The 19,035-nt window shown below is 44.4% G+C and carries 18 protein-coding genes and 2 riboswitches; of the genes, 8 read left to right on the top strand and 10 right to left on the bottom strand.

Going from position 1 to position 19,035, the window contains the following annotated elements:
• Positions 1-18 precede the first annotated feature (18 nt).
• Positions 19-813 carry a carbon-nitrogen family hydrolase gene (locus CS060_RS01640; protein ID WP_180271034.1) on the bottom strand — a complete coding sequence of 265 codons (795 nt, stop codon included), beginning with the start codon at positions 811-813 and terminating at the stop codon, positions 19-21.
• Positions 814-908: 95 nt separating this feature from the next.
• Between CS060_RS01640 and CS060_RS01635 the strand changes: the two genes are divergently transcribed.
• The 5 genes from CS060_RS01635 to mtnD all read left to right on the top strand — a co-directional run bounded on the left by CS060_RS01635 (position 909) and on the right by mtnD (position 5,372).
• Entirely contained in the window at positions 909-2,081 is a 1,173-nt protein-coding gene (locus tag CS060_RS01635) for a pyridoxal phosphate-dependent aminotransferase (RefSeq protein WP_035048167.1), read from the top strand.
• 91 nt (positions 2,082-2,172) lie between these two features.
• Positions 2,173-2,282, top strand: a riboswitch (SAM riboswitch).
• Positions 2,283-2,341: 59 nt separating this feature from the next.
• Positions 2,342-3,565 carry a 2,3-diketo-5-methylthiopentyl-1-phosphate enolase gene (gene mtnW / locus CS060_RS01630; RefSeq protein ID WP_035048105.1) on the top strand — a complete coding sequence of 408 codons (1,224 nt, stop codon included), beginning with the start codon at positions 2,342-2,344 and terminating at the stop codon, positions 3,563-3,565.
• Positions 3,562-4,218 (top strand): 2-hydroxy-3-keto-5-methylthiopentenyl-1-phosphate phosphatase, encoded by a 657-nt coding sequence (locus tag CS060_RS01625; RefSeq protein WP_035048106.1) that lies wholly within the window; start codon positions 3,562-3,564, stop codon positions 4,216-4,218. Before mtnW ends, CS060_RS01625 begins: the two co-directional genes overlap by 4 nt.
• Positions 4,215-4,823, top strand: coding sequence for a methylthioribulose 1-phosphate dehydratase (locus CS060_RS01620; RefSeq protein ID WP_035048107.1), 609 nt, complete (start codon positions 4,215-4,217; stop codon positions 4,821-4,823). Before CS060_RS01625 ends, CS060_RS01620 begins: the two co-directional genes overlap by 4 nt.
• Positions 4,824-4,835: 12 nt before the next feature.
• Positions 4,836-5,372, top strand: a complete 537-nt coding sequence (mtnD, locus tag CS060_RS01615; RefSeq protein WP_099668615.1) for an acireductone dioxygenase — start codon at positions 4,836-4,838, stop codon at positions 5,370-5,372.
• 9 nt (positions 5,373-5,381) lie between these two features.
• Here the strand turns inward: mtnD and CS060_RS01610 are convergent, their stop codons facing one another.
• From CS060_RS01610 to CS060_RS01585, 5 genes are all read right to left on the bottom strand, one after another.
• Positions 5,382-6,233 (bottom strand): DMT family transporter, encoded by an 852-nt coding sequence (locus CS060_RS01610; protein WP_035048108.1) that lies wholly within the window; start codon positions 6,231-6,233, stop codon positions 5,382-5,384.
• 12 nt (positions 6,234-6,245) lie between these two features.
• Positions 6,246-6,980, bottom strand: a complete 735-nt coding sequence (locus tag CS060_RS01605) for a ZIP family metal transporter (RefSeq protein WP_035048109.1) — start codon at positions 6,978-6,980, stop codon at positions 6,246-6,248.
• Positions 6,980-8,404 (bottom strand): sensor histidine kinase, encoded by a 1,425-nt coding sequence (locus tag CS060_RS01600; protein ID WP_099668614.1) that lies wholly within the window; start codon positions 8,402-8,404, stop codon positions 6,980-6,982. The genes CS060_RS01605 and CS060_RS01600 overlap by 1 nt, the downstream gene beginning before the upstream one ends.
• Positions 8,405-8,870: 466 nt before the next feature.
• A complete protein-coding gene (locus CS060_RS01590) occupies positions 8,871-9,389 on the bottom strand; it encodes a type II toxin-antitoxin system PemK/MazF family toxin (protein WP_035048111.1) in 519 nt (172 codons plus the stop codon).
• 151 nt (positions 9,390-9,540) lie between these two features.
• Complete coding sequence (locus CS060_RS01585; protein WP_035048114.1) at positions 9,541-10,962, bottom strand: amino acid permease; 1,422 nt, start codon at positions 10,960-10,962, stop codon at positions 9,541-9,543.
• Positions 10,963-11,096: 134 nt separating this feature from the next.
• Positions 11,097-11,275: riboswitch (Lysine riboswitch) on the bottom strand.
• Positions 11,276-11,438: 163 nt separating this feature from the next.
• Here CS060_RS01585 and CS060_RS01580 point away from each other — a divergent pair.
• The 3 genes from CS060_RS01580 to CS060_RS01570 are packed head-to-tail and all read left to right on the top strand — an operon-like array spanning position 11,439 to position 13,839.
• Positions 11,439-12,155 (top strand): ABC transporter ATP-binding protein, encoded by a 717-nt coding sequence (locus CS060_RS01580; RefSeq protein WP_035048116.1) that lies wholly within the window; start codon positions 11,439-11,441, stop codon positions 12,153-12,155.
• A complete protein-coding gene (locus CS060_RS01575; RefSeq protein WP_035048117.1) occupies positions 12,152-13,183 on the top strand; it encodes an ABC transporter permease in 1,032 nt (343 codons plus the stop codon). The genes CS060_RS01580 and CS060_RS01575 overlap by 4 nt, the downstream gene beginning before the upstream one ends.
• 8 nt (positions 13,184-13,191) lie before the next feature.
• Positions 13,192-13,839, top strand: coding sequence for a TetR/AcrR family transcriptional regulator (locus tag CS060_RS01570; protein ID WP_035048119.1), 648 nt, complete (start codon positions 13,192-13,194; stop codon positions 13,837-13,839).
• Positions 13,840-13,851: 12 nt separating this feature from the next.
• On the opposite strand, the gene CS060_RS01565 is transcribed toward CS060_RS01570, so the two are convergent.
• The 4 genes from CS060_RS01565 to CS060_RS01550 form a co-directional block, all read right to left on the bottom strand.
• Positions 13,852-15,939 carry an ATP-dependent Clp protease ATP-binding subunit gene (locus CS060_RS01565; protein WP_035048121.1) on the bottom strand — a complete coding sequence of 696 codons (2,088 nt, stop codon included), beginning with the start codon at positions 15,937-15,939 and terminating at the stop codon, positions 13,852-13,854.
• Positions 15,940-16,079: 140 nt separating this feature from the next.
• Entirely contained in the window at positions 16,080-16,934 is an 855-nt protein-coding gene (locus CS060_RS14390; RefSeq protein WP_035048123.1) for a methyl-accepting chemotaxis protein, read from the bottom strand.
• Between the two features lie 35 nt (positions 16,935-16,969).
• On the bottom strand, positions 16,970-18,376 hold the full coding sequence (locus CS060_RS01555; protein ID WP_035048169.1) for a sensor histidine kinase: 1,407 nt from the start codon (positions 18,374-18,376) through the stop codon (positions 16,970-16,972).
• Positions 18,363-19,034, bottom strand: a complete 672-nt coding sequence (locus CS060_RS01550; RefSeq protein WP_035048125.1) for a response regulator transcription factor — start codon at positions 19,032-19,034, stop codon at positions 18,363-18,365. The genes CS060_RS01555 and CS060_RS01550 overlap by 14 nt, the downstream gene beginning before the upstream one ends.
• Position 19,035 lies beyond the last annotated feature (1 nt).

Raw genomic sequence — 19,035 nt, 5'->3', positions numbered from 1 at the left:
TCGCTTTATGCTCGTTTGTCAATCTTTTTTTTCAAAAATTTTATACACGTCTGGACGGCGATCAGAAAAAATCGGGATGCGTGCGCGCACGCGTTGTACTTCATGTATGTCGATCGTTGCCTTGATGACCGCTTCTTGTTCGTCTCCTTCGGCAAGCACGTTTCCCCACGGATCGATAATCATCGAATGTCCAGCAAACTCGTTGTTCCGGTCTTTTCCTGCGCGGTTGCAGGCGACGATGTAACATTGATTTTCGATCGCCCGCGCCATTAATAACGTGCGCCAATGATGAAGGCGAGCGAGCGGCCACTCCGCGACGACAAATAATACTTCTGCGCCGTGTAATGTATGAGCGCGAATCCATTCCGGAAAACGAATGTCGTAACAAATGACGCCTGCGCACGTCGTTTCGCCGAGTGAAAATAGCCCCGTTGTTTCTCCAGCTTGTAAATATAAATGCTCATCCATCAATTTGAACAAATGAAGTTTACTATATTCACAAACGACATCACCGTTTCGGTTGACGACATACATCGTATTTGTTATGTTATCTGCCACTTTTTTGGCGACCGATCCGCCGACGATATGTACATCGTACGTGCGCGCAAGCTCGGAAAGAAACGTTTTTGTTTCTTCGCCGTCTTCATCGGCGATGTCTGTTAATCTCGTTAAATCGTAACCTGTCGTCCATAGTTCAGGTAAAACGACGACATCGACGTCACGCGCCATTTGTTCCATGTAGCGTCCGACCGTTTGCTTATTTTTTTCCGGTGCTCCAAACGCAATGTCCATTTGTATACAAGCGATATTCATGTCATTCACCTCGAAAAATTTTCTTTACATTTTGATTTTTACGATATATGATACAGGACTAGAATTTCAACCTTTTTGTGAAGTAGGTGTGAAAAATGAAAACATTTCCACAATCGAACTTGTTACAGCAACTACCGAAGCAATTTTTTGCTTCGCTCGTACAAAAAGTACAGACGGTCATCGCTGAAGGGCATGACGTCATTAATCTCGGACAAGGAAATCCCGATCAGCCAACGCCAGCTCATATTGTAAGCGCGATGCAACAGGCGGTAGCAAAACCTATGTATCATAAATATTCGCCATTTCGCGGTTATTCGTTTTTGAAGGAAGCAGTCGCTGCGTTTTATGAGCGCGAGTATGGCGTAACGATTGATCCTGAAAAAGAAGTCGCTATTTTATTTGGCGGCAAAGCCGGGCTCGTTGAGATGCCGATTTGTTTATTAAATTCGGGCGATGTTGTGCTCGTTCCCGATCCCGGTTACCCGGACTATTGGTCAGGGGTCGTGCTTGCGCGGGCGCGCATGGAAATGATGCCGCTAAGGGCGGAAAACGGCTTTTTGCCCGATTACGAGGAACTAAACGAAGACGTCGTGCGCCACGCAAAATTGATGTTTTTAAACTACCCGAACAATCCGACAGGAGCGACAGCAACGAAATCGTTTTTTCAACAAACCGTTTCATTTGCCGAAAGACATAACATCGCTGTCGTACACGATTTCGCATATGGAGCGATCGGCTTTGATGGGAAAAAGCCGGTGAGCTTTTTACAAGCCGAAGGGTCGAAAGATGTCGGCATTGAAATTTATACGTTTTCAAAAACGTACAATATGGCAGGATGGCGCATCGGCTTTGCGGTCGGCAACGAAAGTATGATTGAAGCAATCAACTTGTTGCAAGATCATTTATACGTCAGCATGTTCGGCGCCATTCAAGAAGCGGCTGCGGTGGCGCTGCTTGAGTCGCAACAGTGCGTCGCCGAGCTTGTCGCCACGTATGAAGCGAGACGAAACACGTTCGTTCATGCGTTACGTGACATCGGTTGGGACGTTCAAGCGCCAGCAGGTTCGTTTTTCGCTTGGCTTCCGGTGCCAAACGGTTATACGTCGGAAACATTTGCTGACCTTTTGCTTCAAAAAGCGCACGTGGCGGTCGCTCCGGGCGTCGGCTTTGGTGAGCATGGTGAAGGCTATGTGCGCACAGGGTTGCTCACAAGCGAAGACAGGCTAAAAGAAGCGGCCGAACGAATCGGACGATTGCAACTTTTTTAAAAAAATCATTGACAAAATCGGCATGTGCTGTCATAATTCGAATTAAATTTGTGAAAAACGAACTGTTCGAAAAAATTATATACATTTTGAATTCTTATCAAGAGTAGGCGGAGGGACGAGCCCGATGAAGCCCGGCAACCGACTTAAACAGCTGTTTAAGCACGGTGCTAATTCTCGCAGCAATAAGCTGAGAGATAAGAAGAGACGAACAATTAGCCTCTTCTTATGAAGAGGTTTTTTATTTGTAAAGGAGTGATACGATGATTACCGCAACATATTTGATTCATGATGACAAAGATTTGGCGAAAAAAGCAGAAGGGATTGCGCTCGGGCTAACTGTCGGGTCGTGGACCGATTTGCCGCAGCTTGAACAAGAGCAGTTGAAAAAACATAAAGGCATCGTCGAGTTGATCGAAGAGCTTGAAGAAGACGAGCGTGTCAATACGTTTTTTGGAAAACGACTGAAACGCGCACTCGTGCGCATTTCGTATCCGAGCGTCAATTTTAGCGCTGATTTTCCAGCTATTTTGACGACGACGTTTGGCAAATTATCGCTTGATGGAACGATTAAACTCGTTGACCTTACGTTTTCCGACGAACTAAAACGCGCGTTTCCAGGTCCGCGCTTTGGCATTGACGGTATTCGTGAAAAGCTTGGCGTCTTTGACCGTCCGCTTGTGATGAGCATTTTTAAAGCGGTGATTGGGCGCGATTTACAATACGTCACCGAGCAATTAAAACTTCAAGCGCTAGGTGGCGTCGATCTTGTGAAAGACGATGAAATTTTATTTGACAACGACTTAACGCCGTTTGAAAAACGCATTGTCGCAGGAAAAGAAGCGCTACAAGATGTGTACGAACAAACAGGGCATCGAACGCTATATGCGGTGAACTTAACAGGCAAAACGTTTCAGTTAAAAGACAAAGCAAAACGCGCGGCAGAGCTTGGTGCGGACGTGTTGTTGTTTAACGTGTTTACATACGGACTTGACGTGCTACAAGCGCTTCGCGAAGACGATGACATTCGCTTGCCGATTATGGCGCATCCGTCGTTTAGCGGCGCGATCGCCTCATCGCGCGTATATGGAGTTAGCTATGCGCTTCTTCTCGGGAAACTATTGCGCATGGCAGGCGCAGACTTTTCGCTTTTCCCATCACCGTACGGAAGCGTCGCGCTTGAAAAAGAGCAGACGCTTGCGATTGCTGAAGAACTTACGAAAGAAGAGCCGTTTTTACGGGCGTTTCCTGTACCATCCGCCGGCATTCATCCGGGGCTTGTGCCGCTTTTAATTCGCGACTTTGGCATCGATTCGGTCATTAACGCAGGCGGCGGGGTGCACGGTCATCCGGCCGGAGCGGTTGGAGGCGGGCAAGCGTTTCGTGCCGCAGTCGACGCGGTGCTTGCTGGGCGTTCGCTTCATGACGCCGCAAAAGAACACGAACCGTTACAACAAGCGCTTGACTTATGGGGGAGCGCATCATGAAGCCGGTCATTTTTTGCGACTTTGACGGGACGATTACGTTAAACGATAACATTATTGCGCTTATGAAACAGTTCGCTCCGCCCGAATGGGAAGCGATCAAAGACGATATACTCGCGCAAAGATGTTCCGTACAACAAGGGGTCGGGCGCATGTTTTCGCTGTTGCCAACGACGCTAAAAGAAGACATCGTGCAATTTTTGCTTGACACAGCAAGTATTCGCGATGGATTTTCCGACTTTGTCGCATTTACGAACGAACGGAAAATTCCGCTTTATATTGTGAGCGGCGGCATCGACTTTTTCGTTTATCCGCTCCTTGACGGACTTGTTGAAAAAGAGCGCATTTTTTGCAATCGTGCTGACTTTAGCAGGGAAACGATTCGAATTACGTGGCCGTATGCGTGTGATGAACATTGTCAAAATGAATGCGGTTGTTGTAAGCCGTCCCTTCTTCGTAAACTTGCGCCAAAAGGAGCGAAAACGATTGTGATTGGCGATTCGATTACCGATTTAGCGGCGGCAAAATTAGCGGATCATGTCATCGCGCGCGACTTTTTGCTTGAAAAATGCCGCGAGCTTCACTTGTCGCATACACCGTTTACGACGTTTTATGATGTCATTGATGTGTTAAAAGAAAGCGAGGTGGTCGCATGAGGCAAAAAAAATGGGAAGAACTTGCTGAAGTGAAACGAGAACTAGCGGCGCGCGACTGGTTTATGGGAACAAGCGGCAATTTGTCGCTAAAGGTGAGCGATGAGCCGCTCACGTTTCTTGTGACCGCAAGCGGAAAAGATAAACGAAAAGAGACGGCAGAAGATTTTTTGCTCGTCGGTGCGGACGGGCAGCCAGCGGAAGCAACGTCTCTCAAACCGTCAGCCGAGACGCTTCTTCACGTTAAAATTTACAACAAAACGAACGCCGGTTGTGTGCTTCATGTTCATACGGTTGACAACAACATCATTTCGGAATGGTATGGTGACAAAGGAGAAGTCGTTTTTACCAATCAAGAAATCATTAAAGCGTTCGGATTATGGGAAGAAAATGCGGCGTTCCGCATTCCGATTATTCCGAATTTCGCGCATATTCCGACGTTGGCGGATGAATTTGCGAAACATGTGCATGAAAGCACAGGTGCGGTACTTATTCGCAACCACGGCATTACTGTTTGGGGAAAAGATGCGTTTGAAGCGAAAAAATGGCTAGAAGCGTGCGAGTTTTTATGTCAGTACTATGTGAAATTATTACTTTTAAAACGATAAGGGGGAAGAAATATGGCAGTCATTAAAGTGCGCAACACAGGTGAAGTGATTGAGGGGAACGAAAACGTCGCAGCGTTTTTAAACAACCAAGGTGTGTTGTACGAACATTGGGATGCAAGTAAACTTCCAAATCATCTTCAAAACAAATTTGTATTAACAGATGAAGAAAAAGCGGACATTTTAGCAACGTTTCAATCGGAAATTGAAGATTTAGCCAAGCGAAGAGGGTATCAAGCGTGGGACGTTGTCGCTTTGTGCGAACAAACGCCAAATTTAGAAGAGCTATTGAAAAAATTTGAACAAGTGCATACGCACACAGAAGACGAAGTGCGTGCAATCGTTGCTGGCCATGGCATTTTCGTCATTAAAGGGGACGAAAAAACAGGCTACTTTGACGTCGAATTAGAAGCAGGGGACGTCATTTCTGTGCCGGAAGGAAATCCACATTTCTTTACATTAATGGACGATCGCCAAGTCGTTGCGGTTCGGTTGTTTATTGATCCATCTGGTTGGGTAGCACATCCGTATGAAGAAAAAGAAGGGGTATAATTGCCCCTTCTATTTTTTTGTAAACAATATGACCCCTGCAATGGTTACGAATGAACCAATCCATTGTGGTGGCGTTAACGTTTCCCCAAGAAGTATGTATGCAAACAAGGCAGTAAAAAGCGGATTAAAATTTAAAAACATGCCCGCTGTCGTCGCACCAACTCGTTTGACGCCGACGTTCCAAAGAAACATCGCGAGCACTGTCGCTCCGACGCTCGTATATAAAATGGCCGATACAAACGAGAGGTTGACGTCATGGATCGAAAAAGAAGAAAGAAACGGCAACAACCCGATAGCGCCAAACACGCCGGACCAAAACGTCGCCGCAAGCGGAGAGTACGATGTCATCACCGCTTTGGCACAGGCTGAATAAACGCCCCAAATGATGACCGCTCCGATCATCCATAAATCGCCGATGTTTACATCCGCTAGACGATGCAGTTGCCCGTGCGTCATGACGATGAGCACGCCAATGAGTGAGACGACCATCGCGAGCCATTGCCGAAGCGTCAGTTTGTCACGGTAGACGACGTATGCAACGAGCGCAATCGCCATCGGGTTTAACGTTGAAATTAACCCGACATGATCCGCTGATGTGTAGCGAAGCGCTTGAAACATAAATACGTTAAACAACATGACGCCTGACATCCCCATCGCAATCAAAGGAACGATGCCGCGCGTTTGAAGACGAACGGATCGCTCTTTTCTCAACACGATCGGAAATAAAAAAAGGACGGCGATCGTCCAGCGAATAAACGTCAGCGTGAGCGGGGAGGCGTGCGCAACAAGCAATTTGCTTGCGACAAAGTTTCCTCCCCATAATGCGCTTGTCAATAAAAGAAGCATATAATATTTCGACATGTGGATCATCCTTTAAAATGTTTCAATTAAAAATACCATCACTAATAGTCCGATAATAAAAGCGTACGTTGACGATTGTTCATTCCCATCACCATGGCTTTCAGGAATTAACTCTTTATAAATAATAAACAACATCGCTCCAGCGGCAAACGCTAATCCGTACGGGACGAGCGCATCGACGACCGACGTTAAATAAAAGCCGATGACGGAAGCGACAAGTTCAATCAGTCCTGTCCCTGTTGCCATCAAAAACGCTTTTCCTTTTGAAATTTGTTGATTAAATAAAAAAAGCGCAACGAGCAATCCTTCAGGTGCGTTTTGGAAGCCGATCGCAAGCGCAATTAAATCACCCATATGATTTTGTTCACCAGAGGCGTAACTCACGCCGACAGATAAACCTTCTGGAATGTTGTGAAGCGTAATCGCCGCAAGCACAAGCAGCGCTTTTTGATCCATTTTCATGCCGCTTTTCGTATGCGCCAAATCGATGTGCGGCACGATTTTTTCAAGGAACGTTAACGTGAGCACTCCAATGCACAATCCAACCGAAAGGGCAAAAAACGTGCCAGATGATAACGCCTCAGGAATTAACCCAAGCATCGATGCCGCCATCATAACACCAGCCGTAAAAGCGAGCAACATGTCGCGCCATTTGTGTGTTAACGAGCGCGACAAAAATAAAATGGGAATCGCGCCAGCCCCTGTTGCTAGCGCAGATAACGTACTTCCGATCAGCATGTCAACCATTATTCCACCTCCTGTCGCAAAGGAAGACGAACGATAATTGTCGTTCCTTCCTTTTCTATACTATGAATGTCGATTGTCCCTTCGTGCATATCGATGATGCGTTTACATATGACGAGCCCAAGTCCTGTGCCTGCTTGTTTGGACGTGACAAACGGTTGAAACAGTTTGTGTTTTACGTCGTCTGGAATGCCGCATCCATTGTCCGTCACTTGTAGCACCGCCCAGTCGTTTTGTTTCGTAAGAGAAATCGTCAGCTTGCCGCCATGCGGCATCGCTTCGATCGCATTTTTTGCTAAATTTAAGACGACTTGTTTTAAATGATCTTTTGAACAGCGAATCGGAAGCGGTACGTCCGCACGTTGAAACGTATATGCGACGTTATGTAAATGCGCTTGCGACTCAATCATCGGATGAATGCTTTGTACAATGTAGTTCAGGTCACACGTTTCAAGTTTTTGCGCTGTTGGCTTGCCGAGAATTAAAAATTCATTCACAATGTCGTTAATGCGCGTAATTTCATTTTGAATGACGGAAAAATAAAGCTGTGATTCGTTATCTTTATGTTTTTCACTTAATAGTTGAATAAACCCTTTAATGCCCGCAAGCGGGTTGCGAATTTCATGCGCCGTACTTGCGGCGAGCGTGCCGACTAATTCCAGCTTTTGCGCTTCCGTCTCTATGCGTTCCATCGTCGCTTGCCGCTTCAGTAGCCAATATTGAACGAATAACCAAATGATATGAATGAAAACGATTAGCGACAAAATATATGGAAGAGCCATTTGCATTTTTTGTTTTGTGCTTATGCTTGGCACGTTTGCTTCAATCGCCCATGGTGCGTGATTTAAGTGAACCGTTACTGTTTGTTGCGATGGGCGAAGTTCGTTTGTTGCCAACAAAATCGCCCCATGTTCATCGTATAAGCGAAATGATGCGTTCGGGTCAATGATTTTTATCCGTTTTTTTATGTAATCCATCCGTAATTCTGCCACAAAAAAGCCGACTGCATCACTTGTTTTTTCATCTATAATCGGTGTGACGATCGTCGTCGGACCGCTGTCAATGACCGTTTGTTTTGTCGTTTTTGCCAATCGCATCGCTTGATTTGTACTTTCAGAAAAAAACGATATGTGATGAAAACGAACGTCGTGTTTTTGCATTTGTTGCAAAATATTGTTTATGTCTTTTTCACTTAACATTGCCATATGTTTGCTGACTATAAACGCTAACGTCTCGAGTTTTGTTGTTGTCTCCGCAAGAAAGCGGTCGAGATCGTTTTTATGTATATTCGCAAACAAGCGCGTTTCTTCAAGCAATTGTTGTTGCTGTTGTTCATCTTGCCAAAGCACAATCCACACGCTTCCTACAAGGCATGGGATCATAACAAGCAAGATGTACAACCATCGTCTCATTTTCTCTCTCCCCATATATGCTCCCTCAACAAAACAAAATTCAAGGAATATTATAACATAAAGATGAAAAAAAGACGGAAAAAATCATTGGTGTAAGCAGGGGGATTTTGCTCGGGTAGGAAGGACGAAAAATAAATATAGGGAGGGGCTAATCAATGACCATTTATTATTCCTTGCCTGTCTGAAACAATGCTAGGAGACGAAAAATACGAAACCCCAGCACCGAAGTACTGGGGCAAAAACGATGATTTCCCCGCTAACAGGGGGAAATGGCCTGCGACGTGGCAGGCAACTTATCGTTAGTTTATGATTCTATTGACGATAATATGCAAAGAGAGGAGCCTAAATGGCTCCTCTCCGTTGCAAAAACAAACGAATCCACGTTTTTTACGTGTGAAATAGTCTGTGACGAGACAGACAACTTATTTTGTAATTTAAGTATAGAAAAAAACTAGGGAAATGTCAATACGATGTAAGTTCGTTACAGGTCAAATACCCACTTTACACGGTTCATAATCTTATTTAAGTCATCATCGTTTATATTACCAATATGTTGTTTTAATCGTACTTTGTTGACGGTCGTTAATTCTTCCACCTTTACCGCGGAAGTCTGCGCTAAAAACGGATACACTTCCTTTTGAAGAAAGTAATGTGTCTTTAAACGAGGAACTACTTTTGTTTTTCCTTTTCGATCTGTAATCGTTTTTGTTTTTAACTTTGTCGACAGAGGAGCTATCTTAACGCTTCCAGATGTACGGTTAATCCAGTCATTCGAAATAATAAGCACCGGTCGCTCTCCATTTTGTTCTGTGCCTATATTTTCTCCCAGTTCACAAGTGAAAATAGCTCCTCGTATGATTGGGCGCTTCATTTGTGTTTGCTCATTCTCAATCCATTCATTTGCTAAAGCAATCTTCTTTGGATGCCATTCATCTAGTTTTTCCTTTTTACCCACTTTTTTCAAACGCAAACGTTCGCGTTGAATTGTATCTAACTCCATTTTCTCCTACGTCCCCCTCGTTTTATATATCACGCTCATGATTGTATCACATTTCAACTACTTCTATAACCGTTCAATCGCATTCAAGACGGTAGAAGAAATAGAGTACAGCGCCTCGCCATGATCAAGAAATGCTTGCACCAGGATTTTGTTATGCCGATTGTTTTTGTTTGTTCGGTTGTTCGTTATGTTGTTTCATAACCATTGGATAGAAGAGCAAGCTGCTTGCAAGCAAGGCGATGCCGAGTAAAAAGGTTTTCATGTCAGCCGTGCCTGCTTTCACAAGCCAAATGGAATAAATAGTCGCAAAGACAGCGATCGTTCCGTCTATCATTCGTTCTTGCATCGTGCGATATGTTTCGCCTGTCCAAACGAGCTTCAATTGGAAGACGGATGCGATGACGTACGGAACGAGATATGATAACGTCGCAATGTAAATGACGAAATCGAACGCTGCCGCCATTGAGTTTGAAATCGTTGAAAAAATGAATAGTTGCGCAATCATATTTGAGACAATTAAAGAAAAGCGCGGCATACCTTTATTGTTTTCTTGTAAAAAGGCACGAATAAATAATCCTTGTTTTGCCGCTTGATACGGCACTTCGGCACTTAAAAAAATCCAGCCGAGCGTCGAGCCGATTAAACTAATTAAACCGAGACCTGCCAAAAGCTGCGATCCGATCGGACCCAATACAGTACCAATCGCATCGACGAGCGGCTTTTCCGACTGCATGAGCACCTCTTGTTTTAATAGTCCCATCACAAGTACGCTAATGCCGATGTAAATCGCTAAGGCGATAAATAAACCGACAATGGTTGCGCGTTTCACATCGCTTTGTTTGCGCGCGCGCGAAGCAAAGACGATCGCTGATTCAATGCCGATAAACGCCCAAAGCGTGCTTAATGCGACGTTGTTCATTTGCGAAAGAAGTCCGAGCGTATGCCCTGCTTCATCGTAACGCGGAGCAACAAACGGTTGGAGATAGCTTTTTTCAAAGGCGAACAATCCGATCACAATAAATAAGAAAAAGCCAAGCACTTTCGTTGCCGTTGCGACGAAATTCAGTTTTCCAGCGTTTTCTGCTCCTTGTAAAATAATCGCATGCATCACCCATAAAAGCACGGTGCAAACGAGAAACGTGAGCAAATTGCCGAGCTTTAACGTCAATGAACCAGCAGAGAAGACGACATGTCCGCTCGTTAAAATAGGGAAAAACGTTGATAAGTAACTAGCAAACGTCGTAATGATGGCGACGTTTCCAGCGACGTTTCCGATCCAATATCCCCAAGATGACATAAAACCGGATAAGATTGACGCATTTGAACCTTTTGGAAACAGCTCTTTCGCATAAATTTGCGGTCCACCATTTAATTCTGGTTTTCGAATCGCTAAGTTGCCGAAAATCATCGCAATCATAAGCACACCAGCCCCCGTCAATAGCCATCCGAGCAATACGCCAGCCGGGCTTGCTGCTTCCGCAAGCGAACGAGGAAGCATAAAAATACCAGAGCCGACCATATTCCCGACAACGAGCGCCGTCAATAGCCAAAAGCCGAGTTTTTGTTGTTTCATGTTGTTCATCCTTTCGTTCATAAAATATACGGTGTGTACGGTAGAGCGCTGTTGTCGTGCACTTTTTTCAAACAAAAAAGTGCACCCTAAGTTTTCAACGGGTGCACAATATATGACACATCCGCATCAAACTTAAGATCGATAGCTCTCCACCGCATGCGCGATGACAGTCCTGCACCTATTCGGCAACAGGCCCAGCTTATAGCGCCAGAGCACGCTATAAACTTCGGCGACAAATCCTTTCATCTCACTTCATCGACGTCTCTGCGTCTCCATGAAACTACTATTATTTGCCGCGACCTCTATCTCATCTTAGTTGACGAGAAAGATTTCGTATGCAATTGACGTTACTATCGTACAAAAATCTCTTTGTTTCGTCAATGAAAAATTTTTTAGCACATATATACAAGAAGGGAACGGAATATATATAATAAAAAGTGAGTACTCACTCATTTTTATGAAAGCGAGGGAAGATGATGGTCATTCAATTACAGCACGTATATAAGCAGTTCCATAAAAAAGAAGTCATTCACGATGTGTCTTTAACCGTAAACAAAGGAGAAATTTTCGGTATGCTCGGCCCATCCGGAGCAGGGAAAACGACGGTTGTGAAAATGATCGCAGGCATTGATATGGCGACAAAAGGGGAGATTCACGTGCTCGGCGCGCGCATGCCGAACTTGCAAACGATGGCGCGCATCGGCTTTATGGCGCAATCCGATGCGTTATATGGGGAGTTAACGGCACTTGAAAATTTACATTTTTTCGCATCGATTTATGGGCTAAAAGGAAAAAAGAGGAAAGAACGCATCGAAGAAGTGTTGGAGCTTGTCAATTTAACAGACGATATGAAAAAAGCCGTTCATCAATTTTCAGGCGGGATGAAACGGCGGTTATCGCTCGCCGCGGCGCTTTTACATGAACCAGAAGTGCTCATTTTAGACGAGCCGACCGTTGGGATCGATCCGCTTCTTCGCCAAGCGATTTGGGAAGAGCTCGAACGCATTCGCCAAAAAGGAACGACGATTGTTGTGACGACGCATGTGATGGACGAAGCGGAAAAATGTATGCGGCTCGCGATGATTCGCGACGGACGGTTGATTGCCGTCGGCAGCCCAGATGAATTAAAGAAACAAACAGGGGCATTGACGATTGAACAAGCATTTTTACATTTTGGAGGGATGCAATCATGAGAATACAAGCGATTGTCGTCCGCATTATTCGTCAGTTTTTTCGCGATAAACGCACGCTTGCGCTAATGATTATCGCACCGATGTTTGTGTTGTTTTTAATGGACTTAGTGTTTAATGGTGAGACGTACGAACCACAAATTGCGATTGATTCAAACGTACCGCAACAGCTTGCCGACGCATTACAAGAAACAGATGCACACGTGACGACAATGACAAAAAAGAAAGCGATGGATAAACTGGACGAACAACAAATCGACGCGTTTATCGAAATGGACAAAACGACGTTGCGCATCACGCTTGAAGGAAGCGATCCGTCCGTCAGCAAACAGGTGCTCATGACGGTGCAAAAAGCAGCCCAGACGCTTATGCCGCCGATGAAACAAACGTTAACGATTGATACGGTATATATGTACGGCTCAGAACATATGGCGCTATTTGACAATTTCGGTCCCGTACTCATCGGCTTTTTCATTTTCTTTTTCGTCTTTTTAATTGCTGGAGTGTCGTTTTTGCGCGAGCGGACGAGCGGCACGCTGGAGCGGTTGCTAGCAACGCCATTAAAGCGATGGGAAATCGTCATCGGCTACGTCATCGGTTTTGGCATCTTTACAACGATTCAAGCAAGCCTTATTTCTTCGTTTGCGATTTATGTATTAGACATGATGATGGAAGGTTCGTTCGGTTATGTGCTACTCGTGACATTTTTATTGGCGATGACAGCGCTTACGTTAGGGACGTTATTGTCCACATTTGCGAACAATGAACTGCAAATGATTCAATTTATTCCGCTCGTTGTCGTTCCGCAAGTGTTTTTCTCTGGACTGTTTAACTTGGATACGATGGAACCGTGGCTTCGTTCCATTGGGGTTGCGATGCCGTTATATTACGGGGCGGATGCGTTAAGAGAAATTATGATTCGCGGCAAAGGATGGGAAGCGATTTCGTTCGATGTGTCCGTTTTAGTTGGCTTTTCTCTTTTATTTATGATATTAAATGTATTAGCATTAAAGAAATATCGAAAGTTGTGAGGATGATGATGGACGAACGAAAATGGTTGCTTGATTTGTTGAATGTCGAAGAACAGCAAGTTAGTGAAAAGCAAATCAACATTTTACAAGCCGCAATTGAAATGTTTGCGGAAAAAGGATATGCGGCGACGTCGACGAGCGAAATTGCGCGGCGGGCAGGTGTAGCGGAAGGGACGATTTTTCGCCATTATAAAACGAAAAAAGATTTGTTGCTTGCCATTGTAAAACCGACGTTATTTCAATCGGTTGCCCCGTTTTTAGCGAAAAAGTTTGTGAAAGACGTATTCGAAAACGAATATGAGCATTACGAGCAGTTTGTGCGCGCCGTTTTTCAAAACCGATATGAATTTGTCAAAACGTATTTGCCTGCGATTCGTGTATTTTGGCAAGAGATGGCATTTCACAGCGACATTAAAGCGCAGTTTCAAACGATTTTTATCAATCATGTGTACGAAAAGTTTAAACAAATTGTCGAGCATTTCCAACAAAAAGGGGAGCTTGCTCCACTTCCGCCGGAGACGATTATTCGTTTGACGATTACGACAATTGCGGGGTTTTTATTTACTCGTTTTCTCCTCATGCCCGACTATCCGTGGGATGATGAACAAGAGATCGAGCGGACGATTCAGTTTTTGATGAATGGACTTAAAGCCTAATCCATGTGCGGATTAGGCTTTTTCAGCTTTTACAACGATGCGGTCATCTTCTACATCGATATGGATTGCGCGTACATCTTGTTCATCAAGCAACACATCGGCAATTTCGTCTTCGACGTGTTCTTGTATGACGCGACGGAGTGGACGAGCACCGAACGTTGGATGATAGCCGAGTTCGGCTAATTTTTCTTTCGCTTTGTCGCTAATCGTCATTGTGATATGTTGTTCATCAAGCGTGCGTTGCAACTCGGCAAGCATGAGGTCAACGATTTGCAACATATGCGCTTTTTCAAGCGGTTTAAATTCGATAATCGCATCGAGACGGTTTAAAAATTCTGGTTTAAAGTATAGACCAAGACGTTGAAGCAAGTCGCCTTCGACATTCGTACCTGCGTTCGATGTCATAATGATGACCGTATCTTTAAAGCTGACGGTACGACCTTGGCTATCTGTTAAACGACCGTCTTCTAAAATTTGCAAGAACATATGTTGTACGTCCGGATGCGCTTTTTCCATTTCATCAAGCAAGATGATGCTGTAAGGGTTGCGGCGCACTTTTTCTGTTAATTGACCGGCTTCTTCGTGACCAATGTAGCCAGGAGGTGCACCGATCAGTTTGGCGACCGCATGTTTTTCCATATATTCGCTCATATCTAAGCGAATCATTGCATCTTTAGAGCCGAACAATTGTTCAGCAAGCGTCTTTGACAATTCTGTTTTACCGACGCCAGTGGGACCGACGAATAAGAACGAACCGATCGGACGGTTTTTCGCTTTTAAGCCGGCGCGGCTTCTACGAATCGCTTTTGCGATTTTTCTCACCGCTTCTTCTTGACCGATTACTTTTTTCGCTAAGTTTTCTTCTAAATGTTTCATTTTTGCTTGTTCATCAGATTGTAATTTACCAACTGGAATTCCTGTTTTTTCTTCAATCATTTGTTGAATATGCATGACGTCTACAACAGGTGGCTCAGCTTGTCCGTTTTGTTTTAATTGTTTTTCGAGCTGCAATTCTTCTGTGCGCAATTTGGCAGCGAGTTCGTAATTTTCTTCTTGCGCTGCTTTTTCTTTTTCTTTTTTGATTTGTTCGAGACGTTGTTCGATCGCTTCTTTATTTGTCGGTGTCGCTTTTAAGCTCACTTTTGAACCCGCTTCGTCTAACAAGTCAATTGCTTTGTCAGGAAGAAAGCGGTCTTGAATGTAGCGATGTGACAACGTAACGCAGGCGCGAATCGCTTCATCTGTATATTTCACTTGATGGAATTGTTCGTATTTTGGCTGAATGCCTTTTAACATGTCGATGGCTTGTTCGATTGTTGGTTCGTGAACGAGAACAGGCTGGAAACGACGTTCAAGCGCCGCGTCTTTTTCGATTTGACGATATTCTTTTAATGTTGTTGCGCCGATGATTTGTAATTCCCCGCGAGCAAGCGTCGGTTTTAATATGTTGCTTGCGTCCATCGAACCTTCGGCTGAGCCTGCGCCGACGAGTAAATGAATTTCGTCAATGAACAAAATGACGTTTTTCCGTTGTTGCAATTCGGCAATTAATTGTTTCATTCGTTCTTCAAATTGACCGCGAATGCCTGTATTCGCAACGAGTGATGCGACGTCAAGCACGTACACTTCTTTATTCAATAATTTCGTAGGAACAGACCCTTCGGCAATTTTAAGCGCTAATCCTTCGACGATCGCTGTTTTACCGACGCCCGGTTCACCGATTAATACCGGGTTATTTTTGTTGCGGCGATTTAAAATTTCGATGACGCGTTCAATTTCTTTTTCACGTCCGATAACCGGATCGATAAGCCCCGCTTTCGCAAGTTGTGTTAAGTTGCGACCGAATTGATCAAGCAATCCGTTTCGCTTCGGTTGTTCTTGTTGTATTTGTTGCTCGATATGGGAATGTTCTGTAAGCGGTGCGAAAAAGTCGGAGAACCATTGGTCGAGACGATCGAAGTGGAATCCTGCTGGCACTTTTAATTGTTGTTTTTGCTTTGCATAGCATGCATCGCAAAGGTGTAATTGTTGTTTTTCGTTGTTCACTTGTACGTGTAAAAAGATGTTTGCTTCATTTTGTTTACATACTTGGCACATCATAGGCACCAACCTCCTTTGACTTTGACTATATTTGACCTTTCTGTCTTTATTATAATTTGACCTTCTTTGACTTTCAAGACCTTTTTTTAAAAAAAATAAAAATTTTTTTCGTGACGAAAAAAAACTGCCGCGATGGGCAGTTATAAAAGCTTCGTCAGTTTGTCTGTAATTTTCACCATATGTTGCTGCACTTGATGAAGTTCGTCAATCGCTTCGGTGCTATTGTTTATTTTTTCCGCCACTTCTTGTAGCATATGCACCATTTCTAATACAGAGCTTGTAATGTGATTAAGCTGTTCAGAAATGTCTTCGGCAGATGTTTTGCTTTTTTCTGCCATTTTGCGCACTTCTTCCGCGACGATCGCAAAACCGCGGCCGTGTTCGCCAGCGCGGGCGGCTTCGATGGCGGCGTTTAATCCGAGCAAGTTTGACTGTATCGAAATGTCTTTCACAAACGAAATAACGGACTGAATTTGTTCGGTGCTTTTGCTTACGCGTTCCGCTTTTTCGCTTAATCGTTGCAAATGTTCGTGAATGAGTTGCGACGTTTGATGAATATCGTTTGTGCTCGCATTCATTTCTTCAAGTAAACTCGCAAACTCTTCATTTAATGTGTTTTGACGATCGGTGACGTCCGTTGCGATTTTAAAAATCGCTTGCACTTGCCCAGCCTCATCTAACACCGGAGCGTAAAGCGCTTCAAGCCATATATGTTTGCCGTGACGAGTGACGCGTTGCACCGTTCCATAAAACGGTTGTTTATTTTTTAGGCGATTCCAAAACTCTGTATACTCGTGGCTGTTTGCGTATGATGGCAGGCAAAATTGACGGTGGGATAAACCGAGCAATTGTTGCTCCGTGTAGCCCATCGCATGAAGAAACGCATCGTTTGCCCATAATACTGTTGTATCTGGGCGAAATAAAATCATCGCAAATGAGTGGCACATCGATTCAAATATGCGCTCTAAATCGAGCGGAATCGTATGTAACTTCATGTCATCCCTCCTAAACATATGATAGATCTATTGTACTATGATTCATCATATAACGGCAATTGAACGTACACGGTCGTTCCTTTTCCTTGTTCGCTTTCAAAACGAATCGAGCCGCCGTGTAGCTTGACAATTTGCTTGACGATCGCAATGCCAAGCCCTGTGCCGCCATGTTCGCGCGAGCGTGAGCGGTCGGCGCGGAAAAATCGTTCTCCTAATCGTTCGATGTCTTGTTTCGACATTCCTTGTCCTGAATCGGAAATGACGAGCTCGCACATCGGATGTTTATTTACAGTACGCACCAATATGTTGCCGCCAGCAGGGGTGTAGCGCAACGCATTATCAAGCAAGTTTTGCAACACTTGTTCGATGCGATCTGGATCGCCATCGACGATTAAGTCGTGATCGAGGTCGAGCGAAAGGTGAATGTTCTTTTCTTGCAACATCGGTTCGTATTTTTCAATCGTCTCCTCAACTAATTGCGCAATTGAAAACGGGGTGCTAACAAGCGGATACGTGCCTTCCAGTTGTGCTAAGTCAAGTAAGTCGCGCACGAGACGTTGCATGCGGCTCGCTTCGCGGTGAATGAGTTTCATATATTTCTTTTGTTGCGCTTCATCTTTGATGACGTCGTCTAGTAGCGCTTCACTATATCCTTTCACATAGCTTAGCGGCGTGCGCAATTCGTGAGAAACGTTCGCTAAAAATTCTTTTTTTCGTTCATCTTCTTTCGCGAGCGCATGCGCCATTTGATTGAACGCTTTCGCTAATTGCCCAATTTCATCTTCCGTTTCAACATCCACTTGGACAGAAAAATCGCCTTGCGAGACGCGATAGGCGGCTTGTTGCATATGTTGCAGTGATTTCGTCAAATGCATCGCAATTTTTCGGCCGACAAATACCGTAATGAATAAAAAAAGGATGCCGCCGATCATGACGAACGTTTGAATGCGCTCGAGCACATCTTCAATCGATGCAAGCGGTACGTACAAATATAAAATGCCCATGAGCCGATGTTCGTCTAATAGCGGAATGATGACGCCGACGATTTGGCGGTCAAACGTTTGTTCATATCCTTTTTTCGTTACCGTTTTCCCTGCAAGCAATTGTTGCCGTTCCGCCTCGCTAATGATGGAATGATGGTCGACTTCAAACGGTAAGCATGCGCTTAATTCACGCGGATTGTTCACAAGTACAATTTCGGTATCAGATATGTCATTCATCAGAGAGACGATGTGACGAAACGAATCGGTCATCTCGCCGCCGTTGTATTTGGCAGCTATATTCATTCCTTCTTGGAATAAACGTTGTTCGACGTTGGCGATATAAATGTTTTCATATATATAAACAGCAACTGTATATAAAAGCAACACCGCCAGCACTAAAAAAGCGCTAATCGTCAGCCATAGTTTTTGTTGTAAGGAAAGAGAATTAAATCGTTTCATCAAATTTATATCCCACTCCCCATACCGTTTGGATGAGTTGCCCTGCTTCGCCGAGTTTAATGCGCAACGTTTTAATATGCGTATCGACCGTGCGCGTACTGCCGACATAATGAATGCCCCAGACTCGATCTAACAGCTGTTCACGCGTAAATACTTGCCCGCGATGTTTTAAAAACAATACAAGCAATTCAAATTCTTTTAACGTTAACACAACCGGTTTTCCGTTTACCGTTACTTTTCGTGCTTTTTCATCGACAACAATCGAACCTGCTTCATATTGTGATGTTGCATCTGTTCCTTTCGTTCGTCGAAGGACGGCATGCACGCGTGCGACAACTTCATTGGGGCTGAATGGTTTCACGATGTAGTCGTCCGCACCAATTTTTAATCCATATACGCGATCCCACTCATCGCTTCTTGCTGTTAAAAAAATGATTGGCACTTGTGAACGTTCGCGTACGTGCATGCAAAAGCGGTAGCCGTCAAGTTTCGGCATCATAATATCAAGTAAAATTAAATCGATATGTCTTCGTCCGAACTCCGCTAGCCCTGCTTCGCCATCGTCTGCTTCAATGCACGTAAATCCTTCTGGTTCTAAATAAAGGCGAAGCAATTCGCGCATCTCTTTTTCATCGTCAATAATTAAAATCGTTGCCATG

The organism is Anoxybacillus flavithermus (assembly GCF_002742685.1).
In the GTDB taxonomy this organism is placed as follows: domain Bacteria; phylum Bacillota; class Bacilli; order Bacillales; family Anoxybacillaceae; genus Anoxybacillus; species Anoxybacillus flavithermus_E.
The sequence above is the reverse complement of the archived record's forward strand: the minus strand, read 5'-3'. Positions and strand labels throughout refer to the sequence as shown.